The following is an 18,081-nucleotide window of genomic DNA, read 5'->3' as shown; positions in this document are numbered from 1 at the left end:
CACCGGACGTGCCGAGGCCCAGCCCGCGTCGGCAACCCAGAAACTTGTACAAGTCGGTTCCGTCTACTCCAAAGGGACACAGATGAGTTCATCTCCCCCGTCAGCGCCAGATCCCGAGGGGATCGGCCAGGCCACCAAGATCCGCAAGCAGCGCCGGATGCGCCGGAAGCTGGCCGGCGGTCTGGTCCTCCTGATGGGCCTCGTCGGAGCCGGCTTCGCGGCGTCGGCCCTGACCCCGCAGGCTCAGGTCGCCACCGCGAAAGAGGACCAGTCCGCGCTGATCCGCGAGGGCAAGCAGATCTACGACACCTCCTGCGTCACCTGCCACGGTGCCAACCTGCAGGGTGTCCAGGATCGCGGCCCCAGCCTGATCGGCGTCGGTGAGGCCGCGGTCTACTTCCAGGTTTCCACCGGTCGTATGCCCGCCGCCCGCAACGAGGCGCAGATCGTGCGCAAGCCCCCGAAGTTCGACGCGCACCAGACCGACGCGCTCGGCGCGTACGTCCAGTCCCAGGGCGGCGGTCCCACCGTGCTGCGCGACAGCAACGGCGAGATCGCGCAGGAGTCCATCGTCGAGGACCGTGACCTCGGCCGCGGTGGCGAGCTGTTCCGCATGAACTGCGCCTCCTGCCACAACTTCACCGGCAAGGGTGGCGCGCTGTCGTCCGGCAAGTTCGCGCCGCCGCTGGAAGAGGCCACTGAGCAGCAGCTCTACCTGGCCATGCTGACCGGCCCGCAGAACATGCCCCGGTTCTCCGACCGGCAGCTGACGCCGGACGAGAAGAAGGACATCGTCGCCTACATCAAGGACCGCATGGAGACCCCGTCCGAGGGCGGCTACGGCCTCGGCGGCTTCGGTCCCGCGACCGAGGGCCTGGCCATCTGGGTCGTCGGCATCGTGGTCCTGGTCGGCTCCGCGATGTGGATCGGTTCCCGGTCATGAGTGAACAGGAGCGAAACAGCATGGGGGACAACCCCACCGAACCCACCGATGAGCAGCTCGACGCCATGTCGCGGGACGAGCTGGTCAAGCTCGGCACCGAGCTGGACGGCGTCGACGTCGCCTACCGTGCCCCGCGCTGGCCGGTCCCGGGTACCCGGGCCGAGAAGCGCGCCGAGCGCCGGGTGGCGCTCTGGTTCGGCATCTCCGCGCTCGCGGGTGCCGCGCTGATCGGTGTCTTCCTGTTCTGGCCCTGGGAGTACAAGGGCCGTCACCAGGACGGCAACGGCATGTACACGCTGACCACCCCGCTCTACGGCCTCACCCTCGGCATCGCCGTGCTGGCCGTCGGCGTCGCGGTGGTGCTGATCCGCAAGCACTTCATCCCCGCCGAGATCTCCATCCAGGACCGCCACGACGGCACGTCCAAGGAGGTCGACCGGCGCACCCTGGTCGCGCAGCTGCAGGACGCCGCCGAGACCTCGACCCTGGGCCGCCGCAAGCTCATCACCCGCACCGCGGGCCTGGGCGTGGGCGTCATGGGCGTCGGCGCGCTGCTCGTCTTCGTCGGCGGCATGATCAAGAACCCGTGGGCCAAGCGCGACAAGTCGCCGCTGTGGGTCTCGGGCTGGACCCCGGACTACCCGGGCGAGACCATCTATCTGCGTCGCGACACCGGCCGTCCCGAGGACATCGTCCTGGTCAAGCCGGAGGATCTGGACGCCGGCGCCATGGAGACCGTCTTCCCCTGGAAGGAATCCTGGCGCGGTGACGAGCACAAGACGCTGGAATCGCTGCGCGGTATCCGCAACGCGGTCATGCTGATTCGCTTGCGCACCCACGATGCCGAGCACGCCATCAAGCGCAAGGGGCAGGAGAGCTTCAACTTCGGCGACTACTTCGCCTACTCGAAGATCTGCACCCACCTCGGCTGCCCCACCTCGCTGTTCGAGCAGCAGACCAACCGGATCCTGTGCCCCTGCCACCAGTCGCAGTTCTCCGCGACCGAGTGGGGTAAGCCGGTCTTCGGTCCCGCCGCGCGTGCGCTGCCGCAGCTGCCGATCACCGTCAACGCCGATGGCTACCTGGTCGCCCAGCACGACTTCATCGAGCCCCTCGGCCCGGCCTACTGGGAGCGTCGTTCATGAGCCCTAGCAAAGTGGCCGTCCAGGCCAACGAGATGGACGAGCGTTACCGCCTCGCGGCGTTCGCCAAACGATCGATCAACAAGGTCTTCCCGACCCACTGGTCGTTCCTGCTCGGTGAGATCGCGCTGTACGCGTTCATCATCCTGCTGCTGTCGGGTATCTACCTGACGCTGTACTTCGACCCGTCCATGTCGGAGACCGTCTACCAGGGCGCCTACCAGCCCCTGCGCGGTGTCACCATGTCGCGGGCCTACGAGACCGCGCTGAACATCTCCTTCGAGGTGCGCGGCGGTCTGTTCGTGCGCCAGGTGCACCACTGGGCGGCGCTGCTGTTCGCGTCGTCGATCATCATCCACCTGTTCCGCATCTTCTTCACCGGCGCTTTCCGCAAGCCGCGTGAGGCCAACTGGGTGATCGGCTCGCTGCTGCTCATCCTGGCCATGTTCGAGGGCTTCTTCGGCTACTCGATCCCGGACGACCTGCTCTCCGGCACCGGTCTGCGCGCCGCCTTCGGTGGTATCACCATGGGCATCCCGGTCATCGGCACCTGGATGCACTGGCTGATCTTCGGCGGTGACTTCCCGGGCACCATCATCATTCCGCGTCTGTACATCGCGCACGTGCTGCTGCTGCCGGGCATCATCCTGGCGCTCATCGCCGCGCACGTCGCGCTGGTGTGGTACCAGAAGCACACCCAGTTCCCCGGACCGGGCCGCACCGAGAAGAACGTCGTCGGCGCCCGCATCATCCCGGTGTTCGCCGCCGACCAGGGCGCGTTCTTCGCGTTCACCCTGGGTGTCGTCGCCATCATGGGTGGCGTGTTCCAGATCAACCCGATCTGGAACCTGGGTCCCTACAACCCGTCTCAGGTCTCGGCGGGTTCGCAGCCGGACTTCTACATGATGTGGACCGACGGCATGGCGCGTCTCATGCCGCCGTGGGAGCTGTACCTGGGCCGCTACACGGTCCCGGCGCCGTTCTGGGTCGCGCTGATCATGGGTGCGGTGTTCGGTGTGCTGATCGCCTACCCGTGGATCGAGAAGCGCCTCACCGGCGACACCGCCCGCCACAACCTGCTGCAGCGTCCGCGCGACGTGCCGGTCCGCACCGCCATCGGTGCCATGGCCATCGCGTTCTACCTGGTGCTGACCCTGGCGTGTGTGAACGACATCCTGTCGCTCAAGTTCGACATCTCGCTGAACGCGACGACCTGGTTCTTCCGCATCGCGCTGCTGCTGGCCCCGCCGCTCGCGTACTTCGCGGCGTACCGGTTCTGCATCGGCCTGCAGCGCAGTGACCGTGCGGTGCTCGAGCACGGCATCGAAACCGGTGTCATCAAGCGGCTTCCGCACGGTGAGTACATCGAGGTGCACCAGCCGCTGGGCCCGGTCGACTCGCACGGCCACCCGATCCCGCTGGAGTACCAGGGCGCCCCGGTGCCCAAGAAGATGGCCAAGCTGGGTTCCGCGGGCAAGCCCGGCACCGGCTCCTTCCTGCGCGCCGACCCCGCGTCGGAGCAGGCGGACCTGGTCGCCGTCGCCCACGAGGAAGAGCACAAGATGCTCGAGGTGCTGGAGGAGGCGCAGAACGCCGCCGCCGGCAAGCACGAGCACTGATCCTCGCCGTCACACGGGAAGGCCCCGAGTCGAATTCGACTCGGGGCCTTCCCCGTTCCGGGACTCGGCCGATCGGATGACAAGGTGACCGGGACCTGTTAGCTTCCGGACTATGGCCGTCCAGCCGGATCGACGGGCGGTAGCCCGGCCCGCGGTGGCGACCCGCTATGCGGTGGAGACCGGTCGGGCACAGGGGATTCCGGCCTCGGCCTGCCTGGCCGGGACGGGGCTGCGGCGCAGTGACCTGGAAGAACCGGGCGCACAGGTGCGGTCGGGCCAGGAACTGCGGGTCATCCGGAATCTGATCGCGCACGGGGGAGACCCGGCCGAACTGGGGGCCGCGACCGGGCGGCGGTACGCGCTCCCCGGCGCGGGGATCGTGGGCTACGCCATGATGACGAGTCCGACCGTGCGGGAGGCGATCCGGCTGCTGCCCGGGTACTTCGCGGTGACCTCCGTCCGATTCGGGCCGTCGTTCACCGAGACCGAGGCGGGGCTGACGGTCACAGCCGGGGACGGGGAGGTGCGCGGCGAAGTGCGGGCGTTCCTGCTGGCCCGCGATCTGACCGCCGCCTGCACGCTGGTCTCGGCGCTGGTCCCGGACACCGATGTGCTGCTCGGCCTCGAATTCGGGCCCGGCCGAGGCGGGTTCACCGTGCCGCCCGAGGTGCTCGCATACCCCGCCCGGCCGCCGGACGCGCACACCGGTGCGCTGTGCGTCCAGCAGTGCGAGCTGGCACTGGACCGCCGGCATCGATACACCGGTCCGGCAGCGCAGGTGCGCCGAGTGCTGCTACGGACCCCCGCGACCGCGCCGTCGCTCGCCGAGGTCGCCCTGGAACTCACACTGTCCGAACGCGGACTGCACCGCCGACTCGCCGACCAGCACATCAGCTTTCGCGGCCTGGTCGATCAGATCCGGCAGCAGCTCGCTGCCGAACTCTTCGAGCTCGGACTCACCACCGAGACCGTCGCCCGCATGGTCGGTGCACCTGCCCAGCCCATTTTCGGCCCTGGTTACCGAGGGCGCCCGGGCGCCCAGCCCGGCCGCACCCACGACATCCCGCGCTAGCGAGGGAGTCGACAGTGCGCGATCGGGTTCCTGCCGACGTGCCGCACTCGCGGTCGGCGCTGACCCACTTCGGCGGCTAACCCTGCGGCGCAGCCGGATTCGGCCTGGTCCACACCAGTGAGAACCGCCACAGTACGTGCCGTCGGTAGCGCACGCCCGGCAAGATCTCGGCGGCCGTCCGCCGCGTTTCGGCATAGGTCTGCGGTGGCGGCCACACCACCGGCGAGGGGTGCGCCCACTGCGCCCGGAACAGCCGGTCCTTGAAACTGGTGAGCAGGGCGGCGGCCTCCCACGGGAGATCCGCCGGAAAGTCGTTGCGCGCCATCCCCACCACGGCCAGGGTCCCGCCCGGCCGCAGCAGCTCCCGCATCCGGGTGAGCGCCTTGACGGTGTCCATGTGGTGCAGAGCCGCGATGGACACGATGCCGTCGAACGACTCCGGCTCGAAGGGGTACTCGAGAAAATCCGCCTGGAGATAGGTGACGTCGTCCGCCCCGGACTGGTCCCGGGCCAGCTCGATACTCCGCGCGTCGGGATCGATCCCGGTCACCGCGGCCCCGCCCCGTCGAATCCGCCTGGCCAGCATGCCTTCCCCGCACCCGACGTCCAGCACCTCCCGCGCCCCCGCGACCGCCGCCGCCAGCAGTGGGTGGTACTCGATGTTGTGATTCCAGCGCTCCGCATCTGGCACATACATCCCGCCATTCTGGCAGCGCGCCGCTTCCGCCGTCCGCACGTTGCGGTACTCACATCCGCACCTACCCCGGAATGGCCTCGAAGCCGCGCGTTTTCACCGCGCTGGTCATCAGCCTCGTGGGGACTGGTCCGGGGTGGTGATCTGGGCGGCGGCTTCGGCGCGGGTGACCCAGTCGAACCAGGCGCCCGCGCCGCGGCGGGGTTCGCCGTAGCCGTCGGTGGTGCGGACGATGCGGGTGCCGGGCTGTTCGAGCCAGCGGACCAGCAGGCCCGCCTCCTCCGGAAGTGCCCCGCGCAGTGGGGGATAGGCGGGCTCGTCGTCCGGGCCGGGGAGGCGGGGCGGGATGACGGTTTCGGCGGCGGCCGCCAGGCGATCCACCACCGCCATGGGGGAGATGCCGCGCACGGCGGTGCCCGCGGCGGCCAGGCGGGCGTGGCGGATGATCGCGAACTCCCAGCCACCCGCACCGTCGGGGCGGGCAGCTATCAGTTCCGGGATGGCCGCCAGGGCGACCAGGCGCTGGGTGCGGCGCAGGGCACGGATTACCGTCACGGTGCGATCCCGCAGCCGCGCTGCGGCCTCGAAATGTTCTGCGGTGGAAAGGCTTTCGAGCCGCTCGGCAATCGCGTGCAGCAGGGCGTCGTCGGCGCCCGCGAACAGGGCGCGGACCATGGCCGGAGCTCGCTCGTACTCCTCTATATATAGGGGGCTGCCGTGGGCGCTCGCGGGGCAACCGCCGACCACCGCCGGCGGGCAATCATGGCGGCCGGTGCGCGGGATGCGGGTGGTGCAGGTGCGCAGGCCGGACTGTTCGGCGACGGTGGCGGCGATCTCCAGCGCGTCGGCGCGAGAGGTGAACGGGCCCAGCGCGTCCCGGGCCGGGGTGCGCGAGACCGCGAACCGCGGGAACGGCTCGTCGGTCAGCGTCAGCCACCAGGCGCGTTGCGGGAACTTCGATCGCCGGTTGTAGGGCGGGGTGTGGGCGAGCAGCAGCCGCAGCTCCCGCACACCCGCCTCCAGGCCGTGCGAGCACTCGACATGGTCGACCCGGGTGGCCAGCTGCACCATCTCGCGCATGCGCGGGCGGGTGTCGGAACCGGTGAAGTAGGTGCGGACACGACGGCGCAGATTCACCGCCGTCCCGATATAGAGGACTTCGTCCGACGGCCCGCGGAACAGGTACACCCCGGGCGTGGCCGGAAGATCCGCCGCCATCACACGTTTCGCGCGTTGGCGGCGTGTCACCTCGGGCAGATAGTCGAGCAGCTCGGTGAGACTCTGCACCCCCTGGTTGCCCACCCGGGCGATGAGTGCGTGCAGCACGTCCACCGTGGCGCGGGCATCGTCGAGGGCGCGGTGCGTGGGCCGGGTCTCGGCGCCCAGCAGCTGGGCCAGGTACCAGAGCTTGGCCGAGGGCGCTTCGTCCTTGCCGAGCACCCGCCGCGCCAGCTGGACCGTGCACAGCGTTTGGAAAGCGGGCCAGGGCAATTCGCACCGGGCCGCGGCGGCCTTCAGGAATCCGGTATCGAAGCGGGCATTGTGGGCGACCAGCACCGCCCCGCGCGCGAATTCCAGAAACCCGGGCAGCACCTGCTCGATGCGAGGCGCGTCCACCACCATGGCGGTCGTGATCCCGGTGATCTGCACGATCTGCGGTGGAATCGCGCAGCCGGGATTCACCAGGGTCGCGAACTCGCCGAGCACCTCGCCGCCGCGCACCTTGACCGCGCCGATCTCGGTGATCGAGTCGCCCTCGGGGCTGGTGCCGGTCGTCTCCAGGTCCACCACCACGAACGTCGTGTCATAGAGCGGGGTTTCGAGCTCGTCGAAGGCCAGCTGTCCGGACACGGACGGGAAGCCTAGGCGCAGGGTCCGACAACCTTTCCCCGCCAAGGCATTCACCGCAGCTCCGGAGGGTCGTGACCGTCTCCGGGAACGCGTGATCCGGCACTTTCCGCAGGTCGGGCCGGGAACTCGGGCAGGGCCCCGGGAGTTGCTCCGCGCGACCTGGGGAAAGCTCTGAATAAGTGGTGGAGATTCTCGAGATGAAATCCCCAAAATGCGGAAATATGCGAGATTGTGGTCAGGGTCACAGTTATTCGGAAAGTGAATCAATCACCGGCGTGGGGGTGGTCGATTCGCACCGGCCTCCGGCGTGTGCCGCCCCGCTGTCCTGCGGTCGGGCGTGTCGCGTGGGCGTGTCGGAATCGCCCAGGTCGGCGGCCATGGCCCTGACCTTGTGTTATGCGTAATTTGTCGAGGTCGGGAGGGCCTCGGGTCAGCGCTGGCTACTCGCCGGTAGCTATTGGTGCGCTCCCTGGAAAATGGCCGCTGTTATCGTTTCGTGATTGCTGTGACGTTTATCGCACCGAAATAGGGTCGCGTAACAATTTCGACCGATGGGCCGTCCGTCTCGGCTTTACAAAGCACCGTTATGGACTCGTAATCTTCCTGAGACCTCGCGGAGTCCGACGCACCACCGGGTGCGGCGTCGCGGGGGAGATTGGAAGTACCTCATCATGGCGACCACCACCGTCAAGCGACAGGTCCAGGGCATGCAGCGCACTGCGCGTCGTGCCGCTGCGGCCGGTGCCGTCGGCGCCGCCGCGGTGAGCGCGCTGCTGCTGCCAGCGACCCCCGCGTCGGCCCAGCCGGTGAACACTCCGGTCGGCACCATCGACGTGCCCGACCAGATCCAGCTGCCCGCCGGCATCCCGGGCCTCCCGGTCAACATCCCCGCCATCCCCGGCATCATCACCCCGTGGGGCCCGGCCGCCCCCGCGCCGCAGAGCGGCCCGCGTCAGGCCGCGGTCAACGCCGCCCTGAGCCGCGTCGGCGACCCCTACGTCTACGGCGCCGCCGGCCCGGACGCCTTCGACTGCTCCGGTCTGGTGCAGTGGTCCTACGCGCAGGCCGGAGTCAGCCTGCCGCGCACCAGCTATGAGCAGCTCAACACCGGCAGCCCGGTGTCGTTCGACGATCTGCAGCCCGGCGACGTGGTGTCGTTCTACGGCGGCAGCCACTCCGGCATCTACGTCGGCGACGGCAATGTGGTGCACGCGTCGACCTCGGGTCAGCCGGTGAAGGTCGCCCCGGTCTCCTCGATGCCGTTCGCGGGCGCGCGCCGCATCTGATCCCCTGCTCGACCGGGGAGTCTTCCCCGTAGCCGACCGCAGGCGGCCGACCTGCGGAAGAGGCGGCGACCGTGATGATTCCGTGGCCTGCTGGACACAAGCGGTCGCCGTTTCGTAATCTTACCGAGACCTTCTGAACCGGCTCGGGGTAAGAGAACGGGACGACACCAGCGGTGGCAGCGCAGCAGCGACATCATCGGACACACAGTCAGCGAACCAGGCGACTGGTGGGTGAAGCCCTCACGGTAGGTGCACTCATGGTCGGCACCTACGGCACCCTGGGCCTCGGATCCGCGACAGCCGACCCGGCCTCCGCACCGGCATCTGCTGGGGAAGCGGTGCAGCGGCTCATCGATCTGTCGCGGCAATCCGAACAGCTCAATCAGCAGGCGCTCGACGCGCAGTCCGATCTGGACACCAAGGCCACCGCCGCCGGCGTCGCCGACCAGCGGGCCGCCGACGCGGCCGCCACCCTGGATGCGGCCAAGGCGGAGATCCGTCGCTACCAACCGGTCATCGATCGGGCCGCGACCTCCGCGCTGCTCGGCAGCCGCACCAACCGGCTCACTTCGCTACTGGTCAGCAATTCGCCGCAGCAGCTGCTCGACCAGATGTCCATCGTGGACTTCGTGGGCGCGCGCACGAATGATCAACTGGGCCAGTACGAGAAGGCCACCGACGCGGCCTCGGTCGCCGAGGCCGCCGCCCGCTCCGCCGCCGACACCGCGCGCGCCGCCAGCGCCGCCGCCGACGCGGTCCGCAAGGACCTGGAATCCAAACGTGCTGCGCTGCAAGGATCCATGGCTCAGGTGATCGCCGCCTGGGGTCAGCTCTCCGCCGGTGACAAGTCCGCGCTCGCGGGCTCCATGTTCCCGCCCGGCTTCGATCGCGACAGCCTGCTCCGCGGCCTGGTGCCCGGTTCCGGCACCAGCGCGCTGGCCGCGGGCCTCACCCGCGTCGGCGATCCCTATGTCTGGGGCGCCACCGGTCCCGACCAGTTCGACTGCTCCGGCCTGGTGCAGTGGGCCTTCCACCAGGTCGGCAAGAACGTGCCGCGCACCAGCCAGCAGCAGTCCAGCTACGGCACGCCGGTCGACGAGAAGGACCTCCAGCCCGGAGACGTCGTCTTCTTCTACTCTGACATCTCGCATGTGGGCATCTATGCCGGCAACGGATTGATGCTGCACGCTTCGACTTTCGGCATACCGGTTCAGGTCGCGCCGATGAGCTCCACACCGTTCCATTCGGCGCGCCGGTTCTGAGCTCTCGCGGACCCGGCATGAGTGGTCAGGACCCGGAGGAGGCAGCTTGCGGAACCACGTGGGGTCCCCACTCGTGCCCGATGCGCAGAGCATGATCACGACGAGGTGGCGATGAGCGCGCTGCGGCAGATGCGCGGCTGGCTGGCGGCGCGGCGGCGGTTCCAGTTCGTCGCCACCCTGGTCATGGTCAGCGCGCTGACCGCGGCCTGCGGGGCGCTGCTCATGCTGCCGAACTCGGTGCTGCCCAAGCTGCGTGCGGTGGTACCGGGGCAGGACTCGGGTCAGGCCACGGCCTCCGATCCTCAGGTGCCGCAGGTGAAGCGGACCATGGAGAGCTACGGCAGGGTGGTCGCCGAGACCACGGCTACCGGGTCGGGGCGGATCGGTGTCGTGCTCGGTCATTCCGGGCAGCGCGCCGATATCGATGTGCTGGCAGGGGAACTCGCGGCGAGCACCGCCGCGGTCACCGCGCTGTGGGGTCCGGACTGGAATCAGGCCCCCGTCGTGGTGGTGGCGTCCAGCGTCTCCGAATTCGCCGCCCTCACCCACGCCGCCGGTGACGTGCCCGCCGAGGTCGCGGCCTCGACCGTCGCCGACCCCTTCCGCCCCGGCACCCAACTGACCGGCCAGCGCGTGGTTTTCGGACCCGACGCCGGACGCCGCCTGGGACCCGACGGCCTGCGCTCGGTGCTGCGGCACGAACTCACCCACATGGCCTCGCGCGCGGTCACCGTCGACGGCTCCCCGATGTGGACGCTCGAGGGCTTCGCCGAGTATTCGGCCCATCGCAACCTGCGCCGGCCCATCACCGATATCGCCCCCACCCTGACCACCCGCGCCCGCGCCGGCGACCTCCCCGCCGACCTCCCGCCCGACGCCATGTTCGAGCCCACCAGCGGCCAAGCCTCCCTGGCCTACGAACAGGGCTGGTCCGTCTGCGCTTTCATAGCCGACCGGTACGGCGACCCGAAACTCGTCGCGCTCTACCGCCAACTGGCGTCGGGCCCGAAGGACCGCGCCGCCGTCGACACCGCCCTGCGCGCCATCCTCGGCACCGGCTACCAGGACCTCGTCACCGATTGGCGCGCCTGGCTCGCCACCCGTACCGCCGAAGGCGCGTAGCACTCGGAGGCCCGGGGGTGCGAGGTTTCGGGGTGGGAGGAGTGCGGGCCCCGGGTGCAGTAGGTTTGACGGCATGGGGCGAACTCTGCTGGTTACCAATGATTTCCCGCCGCGACCGGGTGGGATTCAGTCGTATCTGCATGCGCTCGCCCGGCAGCTGCCCGCCGACGAGCTGGTGGTGTACGCGCCGCGGTGGCGGGGCGACAGTCACTGGAAGTTCGATGCGCAGCAGCCCTTTCAGGTGGTCCGGCATCCGACGACACTGATGCTGCCGACGCCGCTGGTGGCGCGGCGGGCCAAGAAGCTCATGCGCGACGAGAAGTGCGATCGGGTGTGGTTCGGGGCGGCGGCGCCGCTGGCGCTGCTGTCGCCGGTGCTGCGCCAGGCGGGCGCGGAGCGGATCCTGGCGTCCACGCACGGGCACGAGGTGGGCTGGTCGATGTTGCCCGCGGCGCGGCAGGCGCTGCGGGTCATCGGCGATCACACCGATGTCGTCACCTATGTCAGCAAATACACGCGGCGGCGGTTCTCGTCCGCGTTCGGGGCGCAGGCCGCGCTCGAATACCTGCCCCCCGCCGTGGATTCGGAGGTGTTCAAGCCGGATCCGGCCGCCCGCGCCGAACTGCGGGCCCGCTACGGGCTGGGGGACCGGCCGACCATTCTGTGCCTGTCGCGGCTGGTGCCGCGCAAGGGCCAGGACATGCTGATCACGGCCATGCTCGAGATTCGCAGGCGGGTCGACGGGGCGGTGCTGGTCATCGCCGGCGGCGGGCCGTACGAGCAGAAGCTGCGGCAGTTCGCCGAGGTCATGGGCCTCGGCAATGACGTGGTCTTCGCCGGACGCGTCCCGTCGGGCGAGCTCGCCGCCCACCACACCATCGCCGACGTGTTCGCTATGCCCTGCCGCACCCGTGGTTTCGGCCTGGACGTCGAGGGCCTGGGCATTGTGTTCCTGGAGGCCTCCGCCACGGGAGTGCCGGTGGTGGCGGGCAATTCCGGTGGCGCGCCGGAAACCGTGCGCGAGGGTGAGACCGGACGGGTGGTGAACGGCCGCTCCGCCGAAGAGCTCACCGACGCCATCGTCGACATCCTCTCCGACCGGGACGCCGCCGCCCGTATGGGCGCGGCCGGGCGCGCCTGGGTGCAGCAGCAGTGGCGCTGGGACCTGATGGGCGCGCGACTACAGCATCTACTGAATCCGACAGAAACCGCACTGAGACAACACTGAAAGGTTCGCGGCCGTCTCGATTCTGGACCGACGGAGCGGGGGAGCGAAGCGGAGGAGCGGAGGAGGGAAGAATCGAGACTTCGGGGCCGCGAACCCGCCCGGAGCGAAGCGTAGGGCAAGATAGGCACCGTGAGCAGTATCCAGGTTGCCGACCAGACATTCGTCGCCGCGCCGGGCACGGCCGTGGCCGAGGTGCTGGCCGATCGTGCCCGCTGGCGCCGCTGGTGGCCCGATCTGCAGTTGCAGGTCCGGGAAGACCGGGGCGACAAGGGAATTCGCTGGACCGTCAGCGGTGGTGCGGACGGCACCATGGAGGTCTGGCTGGAGCCCATGCTGGACGGCGTCATCATGCACTACTTCATGCACGCCGAACCCCGCGGCGGCGTCGGCGGTATGTCCGGACGTGAGCTGCTGGCCGTGAACCGGACTCGCCGCGTCGCGGGCAAGGCCATGTCCTTCGAGATCAAGGCCCGCCTCGAGGCGGGGCGCAAGGCCGGGGTCGCTCCCGCGGCCGCTCACTAGAAAGGAAGCGTTGCCGCCCATGGCCGATCGAACTCAGAGGTCGATCGTGATCGACGCCCCCTCGGATCGAGTGATGGCGGTCATCGCCGACCTGGAGTCGTATCCGGAATGGGTCTCCGCGGCCCGCTCGGTCGAGGTGCTGGACAAATCGCCGGACGGCCGCGCCCGCACCGCCCGCTTCGTGCTGGACGCCGGCGTCGTGAAGGACACCTACACCCTGTCCTACACCTGGCGGCCCGACGGCCGTGCGGTGAGTTGGAGCCTGGTGTCGGGTGACCTGCAGAAGGCACAGGACGGCACCTACGAGTTGATCGCGCTGCCCGACGGCACCACCCAGGTGGTCTACGAACTGACCGTGGATCTGAACATCCCCATGATCGGCATGTTCAAACGCAAAGCGGAGAAGGTCATCACCGACACCGCCCTCAAGGAACTCAAGAAACGGGTCGAAGGCTGACCGCCGGCGGTACCGAACGCTCGCCGCACCCCGCCACCCGCGTCGAGCTGTTCATCGGCAAGGGCGGTGTCGGAAAAACAACCCTGGCCTGCGCGACCGCACTCGCCTACGCCCGCAACGGCCGCCGCGTCCTGCTGGCCTCCCTGGACCAGGCCCACTCCCTCGGCGATGCCCTGGGCTACCGCCTGCGCCACGGCGCGACCCCCGCGGTCGCCACTCTGCCACTCCCCATGTTCCACAGCCCGGCACCGGCTTTCGCGGACGTCCGCGGCCCCGACGCCGAGCCGGCGCTGGATGTCATCGAGGTGGATTCGCTTGCGCTGCTGGAGGATCGGTTCCGGCAGGTGCTGGTCATGGCGTCCGGGGCCGGGCACGAGCACGGATTCGATCTGGGGGCACTGGATCCCGCGGAGCTGACCGGGCTGCCGGGGGTGCAGGAACTGCTGGCCATGCTGGAGATCACGCGGTTCGCCAACGACGCGCGGTGGGATGTGATCGTGGTGGACTGCCCGCCGTCGGCGGACATGCTGCGCATCGTCACCATGCCGGACACCGTGCTCGGTTACCTGGAGCGGGTGTGGCCCGCGCACACCAGGACGATGGAGGCGATCGGCGCGGACTTCCGCAAGGCGGTGCTGGCGGTGACCGTCGAGCAGATCGTGCAGGCGGTGACGGAAGCCCGTGACCTGCTGGCGGATCAGGCCCGCACCGGCGCCCGCCTGGTGACCGCCGCGGAACTGGTCGCGGTGGCCGAGTCGGCGCGGGTGCGCTCGGCGGCGGCGCTGCTGGGTCTCCGCCTGGACGCGGTGCTGGTGAACAAGGTGCTCCCCGAGATGCCCGCCCCGCATCCGGTCGAGCCGCCGCATCCGGCGGTGCAGTGGTATTTCAACCGGCGCGGCGAGCAACTCGATGTCGCAGGGGAGCTGCGCAAGCGGTTGCCCGGGGTTCCGGTCCAGGTCGTGGCGCATGCGGGAGCCGAACCGGTGGGGATCGGCTCGCTGGCGGCGCTGTCCTACGCGGTGGACGCGAGTGGTAACTGGGTGGGAGGGCGTCCGGTCCCTATGCTTGGCACAGATGCCGACGGTGTGCTGCCCGGCCCCGAGACGAGTACCGCCGCCGAGCCGGTGGTGCGGCTCGAGTCCGGGGCGGGCGTGCACTCGGTGTTCGCGATGCGCATGCATCTGCCGGTGGTCGATTCGTCGACCCTGCGGCTGGGACGAGTGGAGGACGATTTGATCGTGGGAGCGGACGGGGTCCGGCGGCGGTTGCGGCTGGCCCCGGTATTGCGGCGGTGCACGGTCGAAGCCGCCGAGCTCGACGGCGACCACCTGGTGATCCGTTTCCGGCCCGATCCTCAGGTCTGGCCGAAATGACCACCACGCATCACCCGCGTCCCGGCCACCCCGACGAGAATCTCGGCGAATTCGCCGAGGAGCTACGGCTGTTGGCCGAGGCCGTCCTCGAACGCGTCGAACCGGTGCTGCGCCGCACCGCCGCCGACGGCCGCGCCGAATGGTCCAGCTGCAGCTGGTGTCCCGTGTGCGCGGCCGCGGCCATCGTGCGCGGCGAGCACCACGATGTGGTGGCGGCCATCGCCGAACACGGCACCGCCATCGTGACCGTGCTGCGCGAGGCGCTCGCCGGTGTGCCGGTGGATCCGGTGATCCCGCCGGACCTGGATCCGGAATCGCCGGAATATCGAGCGTGGCATCACTTTTCGCACGTCGCCGGAACGGGCTCCGGTGCAGGTGATCTGCCGTTCGCCGACGACGCCGCCGCGCGCGGGGATGTCGGCCCGGACGATGAGGACGAATTCTCCCGTGCCGGCGGGCAATCCGGCGACCCGCACGGTGCCGCGGGCCTGGCCGCGGTGTTCGCGCGTTTCCTCGCCGGTGCGCAGGGCCGTGCGGCGGCCCGGAGCCGGTCCCAGGCCTACCCGGCCGCGGAGGCGTCGGACGACCCCTTCGGTCCCGGCCCGGGTGCGGCACGCCGCCCCGGAGGCAGTGACCCGCGTGACCCGGACGCGGTGCCGCGCAACGATTTCCGTACCGAGTCCGCCGGCGGACGAGTGACCGGCGATCAGCCCGCCCCCGACCGTCCCTTCGGCCCGCCGGTCGCGCACCCGGACGCCGAGCCCGGTCCCGCCGGATCCACGGGACAGCCCGCCCGCGACTCGGGCCCGGCCGCCGGTCGCGGTGGTGCGCAGCCCGGTGGAAGGCGGTCCAAGCGCGCCAAGTACGTGCCCATCGACGTGACGATCAAGGCATGACGGGCGGTGAGGACGTGCCGTTGACCGTGGGTATCGATGTGGGCGGCACGAATATTCGGGCGTCGGTGGTGGACGGCGCGGGCGAGGTGCTCGACACCGTGACCGCGCCGACCCCGCATTCCGCCCGCGCCCTCGAGGACGGTCTGGCCCGGGCGGTGCGTGACCTGTGCTCCCGCCATGCCATCGGCGCGGTCGGTCTCGCGGTGGCGGGTTTCGTCGACGAGGACCGCGCCACCGTGCGTTTCGCCCCGCACCTGCCGTGGGAGGACGCCCCGGTCGCGCAGCGGCTCACCGACCGCCTCGGCCTGCCGGTGATCCTCGAGCACGACGCGAATGCCGCGCTGTGGGCGGAGTATCGCTTCGGTGCGGCGGCGGGCGGGCGCAATGTGGTGCTGGTGGCCATCGGCACCGGTATCGGCGCGGCGCTGCTCAGCAACGGGCAGCTGTATCGCGGAAGCTTCGGTGTCGCACCGGAACTCGGGCATCTGCAGGTGGTGCCCAACGGCCGCGCCTGCGCCTGCGGCAAGCGCGGCTGCTGGGAAAGGTATTGCAGCGGAACGGCTCTGGTGGACACCGCGATCGAGCTGCTGGCCACCGATCCGCAGCGTTCCACGGTGCTGGCCCGGGAGTCCGGGCGCGATCCGGGCTCGCTGACCGGTCGCCGGGTGGCGGGCGCGGCGCAGGACGGCGACCCGGTCGCCCTCGACGTGATGGCCGATTTCGCGCGCTGGCTCGGCCTGGGCCTGGCCTTCGTGAGCGACATCTTCGACCCGGACCTGATCGTGGTGGCGGGCGGCGTGAGTAGTTCGGCCCCACTGTTCCTCGACGATGCCCGTGAGCATTACGCGGCCTCCATCACCGGCGCCCGGCACCGCCGGCTGGCCCGCATCCGCACCGCCCAGCTGTGTGAGGCCGCCGGCATGATCGGCGCTGCCGAACTGGCCCGCGCAGCGGTGCTTGCCCAGCAGGACCCGGTGTCGGTCGCGCCGGCCCACCGCTGATCACCGCCCGACCGATTCCGCTTTGTCGTCCCGTTGCTAGAAGTAGCAACTGATTTGGTGTCTCGTCACTCGAAGTGACAACTGATTCAGTGCCGGTTGGGGTAACTCGTCGGGTATCCCCAAAATCGGTTCGGCACTTGACCGCCGGCACGGGTGCACGATGGGCAACGGCTCCGGGCTGTCCGCTGAAGGTTCGGGGAGGCGGTGGAGTAGGGTAGGCAAGCGAGTAGTGGTGCCCGCAACGAGGCCGGTCCCGGGTATCGAAAACAGGGGAAAGGACGCGATGTTCTACTGGCTGCTGAAGTATGTGTTCCCGGGTCCATGGATGCATCTCGTCAACCGGCCCCAGGTTGAGGGCGTCGAGAACATTCCCGCCAAGGGCGCAGCGATTCTGGCCGGCAATCACTTGTCGTTCACCGACTGGCTCTTCACCCCGCTGATGAGCCCGCGCCGCATCACCTATCTGGCCAAGGCCGAATACTTCACCACGCCCGGTCTCAAGGGCCGGTTGCAGAAATGGTTCTTCTCCGGTGCCGGTCAGTACCCGATCGACCGCTCCGGCGCGGACGCCGCCGAGAGCGCCCTCAATACCGCGCGCAAGCTGCTGGACGAGGGTCGCCTGGTGGGCCTGTACCCCGAAGGCACCCGCTCCCCGGACGGCCGCCTCTACAAAGGCAAGACCGGTGTGGCACGCCTCGCCCTGGAGACCGGAGTGCCGGTGATCCCGGTCGCCCTGATCGGTACCGACGAGGTGTGCCCGCCCGGTCCTTTCCGCTGGCGGCCGCGCAAGGTCACCGTGAAATTCGGTGAGCCGATCGACTTCTCGCGCTACGAGGGCATGGGCGGCAACCGCTTCGTCGAGCGCGCCGTCACCGACGAGATCATGTACGAGCTCATGCGGATGGGCGATCAGGAATACGTCGACGTCTACGCCGCGAGCCTGAAGAAGGGCGTGCCGTCGGGCAGCCGTCCCGACGCGGACCGCGTTCCGGAGACCATGGCGGGCTAGCCCGCCGGACCATCGAGAAGGCCCCGGGAGACCAAGTCTCCCGGGGCCTTTCGCATGCTGATCTCAGACCGCGCGCAGGCGCCGGGCCGCTTCGATGGCCTCGAATTTGGCGAGGTTGTGGCGGGCGTCGGCGAGCGCGTCGTGCGCGTCCTTCGGTACCGGCGGCAGAGGCGGGCGGCCGTGCTGCTCCCAATGCTGGCGCAGCTCATTGGTGTAGCGGGGCAGCGCGTTGGGGAGATCGACCATGGAGCCCCACAGCTGGCACAGCGCCACGTGGTCGTAGGCGCCGACCCAGGCCCACAGTTCGGGTTCCACGCCGGGGCGGGGGACCAGGAACTTGTAGAGGTCGTCGCGGATGCGCTCGCGCGAACGCCACAGCGGCGAGGACGGCGGCGGTAGCTTGGGCAGGACATTGCGGCGGACGAACGGCCCGGCCTTCTCGGGATCGAATTCGGTAGAGACCGCGTAGAACTCGCGTCCGTCCTCGCACACCACCGCGATGGACACGAGGTCGATGACGGTCCCGTCCTCGATGAATTCCGAATCGTAAAAGTACCGCAGTGAGATGGGTCTCTCCTCAGCTCAGGTCCGGGTCGGATGGGCA

Annotated in this window: 17 protein-coding genes; 14 read left to right on the top strand and 3 right to left on the bottom strand. The window is 69.6% G+C overall.

From position 1 onward, the window contains the following. Nucleotides 1-82 precede the first annotated feature (82 nt). From ABZV44_RS29540 to ABZV44_RS29525, 4 genes are all read left to right on the top strand, one after another. The gene (locus tag ABZV44_RS29540) at nucleotides 83-943 is read left to right on the top strand and encodes a cytochrome c (protein WP_354843124.1); all 861 of its coding nucleotides are present in this window, start codon (nucleotides 83-85) and stop codon (nucleotides 941-943) included. Continuing rightward, the gene (locus ABZV44_RS29535) at nucleotides 940-2,088 is read left to right on the top strand and encodes a ubiquinol-cytochrome c reductase iron-sulfur subunit (RefSeq protein ID WP_354843121.1); all 1,149 of its coding nucleotides are present in this window, start codon (nucleotides 940-942) and stop codon (nucleotides 2,086-2,088) included. The genes ABZV44_RS29540 and ABZV44_RS29535 overlap by 4 nt, the downstream gene beginning before the upstream one ends. Next, complete coding sequence (locus ABZV44_RS29530) at nucleotides 2,085-3,704, top strand: cytochrome bc complex cytochrome b subunit (RefSeq protein WP_354843118.1); 1,620 nt, start codon at nucleotides 2,085-2,087, stop codon at nucleotides 3,702-3,704. The genes ABZV44_RS29535 and ABZV44_RS29530 overlap by 4 nt, the downstream gene beginning before the upstream one ends. A gap of 112 nt (nucleotides 3,705-3,816) precedes the next feature. After that, the gene (locus ABZV44_RS29525) at nucleotides 3,817-4,776 is read left to right on the top strand and encodes an AraC family transcriptional regulator ligand-binding domain-containing protein (RefSeq protein WP_354843115.1); all 960 of its coding nucleotides are present in this window, start codon (nucleotides 3,817-3,819) and stop codon (nucleotides 4,774-4,776) included. Nucleotides 4,777-4,852: 76 nt separating this feature from the next. Here ABZV44_RS29525 and ABZV44_RS29520 read toward each other — a convergent pair whose 3' ends face one another. Then, nucleotides 4,853-5,473, bottom strand: a complete 621-nt coding sequence (locus ABZV44_RS29520; protein ID WP_354843112.1) for a class I SAM-dependent methyltransferase — start codon at nucleotides 5,471-5,473, stop codon at nucleotides 4,853-4,855. A 108-nt stretch (nucleotides 5,474-5,581) separates the two neighbouring features. Then, a complete protein-coding gene (locus tag ABZV44_RS29515; protein ID WP_354843109.1) occupies nucleotides 5,582-7,321 on the bottom strand; it encodes a DEDD exonuclease domain-containing protein in 1,740 nt (579 codons plus the stop codon). A gap of 671 nt (nucleotides 7,322-7,992) precedes the next feature. On the opposite strand from ABZV44_RS29515, the gene ABZV44_RS29510 reads away from it, so the two are divergent. The 10 genes from ABZV44_RS29510 (at nucleotide 7,993) to ABZV44_RS29465 (ending at nucleotide 17,477) form a co-directional block, all read left to right on the top strand. Continuing rightward, entirely contained in the window at nucleotides 7,993-8,607 is a 615-nt protein-coding gene (locus ABZV44_RS29510) for a C40 family peptidase (protein ID WP_354843106.1), read from the top strand. 257 nt (nucleotides 8,608-8,864) lie between these two features. Then, nucleotides 8,865-9,869, top strand: a complete 1,005-nt coding sequence (locus ABZV44_RS29505) for an NlpC/P60 family protein (RefSeq protein WP_354843103.1) — start codon at nucleotides 8,865-8,867, stop codon at nucleotides 9,867-9,869. 111 nt (nucleotides 9,870-9,980) lie between these two features. Beyond that, nucleotides 9,981-10,991 (top strand): hypothetical protein, encoded by a 1,011-nt coding sequence (locus ABZV44_RS29500; protein WP_354843100.1) that lies wholly within the window; start codon nucleotides 9,981-9,983, stop codon nucleotides 10,989-10,991. A gap of 73 nt (nucleotides 10,992-11,064) precedes the next feature. Then, the gene (locus ABZV44_RS29495; protein ID WP_354843097.1) at nucleotides 11,065-12,219 is read left to right on the top strand and encodes a glycosyltransferase family 4 protein; all 1,155 of its coding nucleotides are present in this window, start codon (nucleotides 11,065-11,067) and stop codon (nucleotides 12,217-12,219) included. A 129-nt stretch (nucleotides 12,220-12,348) separates the two neighbouring features. Continuing rightward, a complete protein-coding gene (locus ABZV44_RS29490; RefSeq protein WP_354843094.1) occupies nucleotides 12,349-12,741 on the top strand; it encodes a polyketide cyclase / dehydrase and lipid transport in 393 nt (130 codons plus the stop codon). Between the two features lie 19 nt (nucleotides 12,742-12,760). Next, on the top strand, nucleotides 12,761-13,198 hold the full coding sequence (locus tag ABZV44_RS29485) for an SRPBCC family protein (RefSeq protein WP_354843091.1): 438 nt from the start codon (nucleotides 12,761-12,763) through the stop codon (nucleotides 13,196-13,198). Continuing rightward, nucleotides 13,195-14,571, top strand: coding sequence for an ArsA family ATPase (locus ABZV44_RS29480; protein WP_354843241.1), 1,377 nt, complete (start codon nucleotides 13,195-13,197; stop codon nucleotides 14,569-14,571). Before ABZV44_RS29485 ends, ABZV44_RS29480 begins: the two co-directional genes overlap by 4 nt. Beyond that, nucleotides 14,568-15,467, top strand: coding sequence for a hypothetical protein (locus tag ABZV44_RS29475; RefSeq protein ID WP_354843088.1), 900 nt, complete (start codon nucleotides 14,568-14,570; stop codon nucleotides 15,465-15,467). Before ABZV44_RS29480 ends, ABZV44_RS29475 begins: the two co-directional genes overlap by 4 nt. Then, nucleotides 15,464-16,468: an ROK family glucokinase gene (locus ABZV44_RS29470; RefSeq protein WP_354843085.1), complete on the top strand. Its 1,005-nt coding sequence runs from the start codon at nucleotides 15,464-15,466 to the stop codon at nucleotides 16,466-16,468. The genes ABZV44_RS29475 and ABZV44_RS29470 overlap by 4 nt, the downstream gene beginning before the upstream one ends. A 283-nt stretch (nucleotides 16,469-16,751) precedes the next feature. Beyond that, nucleotides 16,752-17,477 carry a lysophospholipid acyltransferase family protein gene (locus ABZV44_RS29465; protein WP_354843083.1) on the top strand — a complete coding sequence of 242 codons (726 nt, stop codon included), beginning with the start codon at nucleotides 16,752-16,754 and terminating at the stop codon, nucleotides 17,475-17,477. Nucleotides 17,478-17,540: 63 nt separating this feature from the next. Here ABZV44_RS29465 and ABZV44_RS29460 read toward each other — a convergent pair whose 3' ends face one another. Continuing rightward, nucleotides 17,541-18,038, bottom strand: a complete 498-nt coding sequence (locus ABZV44_RS29460) for a polyadenylate-specific 3'-exoribonuclease AS (protein ID WP_354843238.1) — start codon at nucleotides 18,036-18,038, stop codon at nucleotides 17,541-17,543. Nucleotides 18,039-18,081 lie beyond the last annotated feature (43 nt).

Source organism: Nocardia sp. NPDC004860, from assembly GCF_040609015.1.
Taxonomy (GTDB): Bacteria; Actinomycetota; Actinomycetes; order Mycobacteriales; family Mycobacteriaceae; genus Nocardia.
The sequence above is the reverse complement of the archived record's forward strand: the minus strand, read 5'-3'. Positions and strand labels throughout refer to the sequence as shown.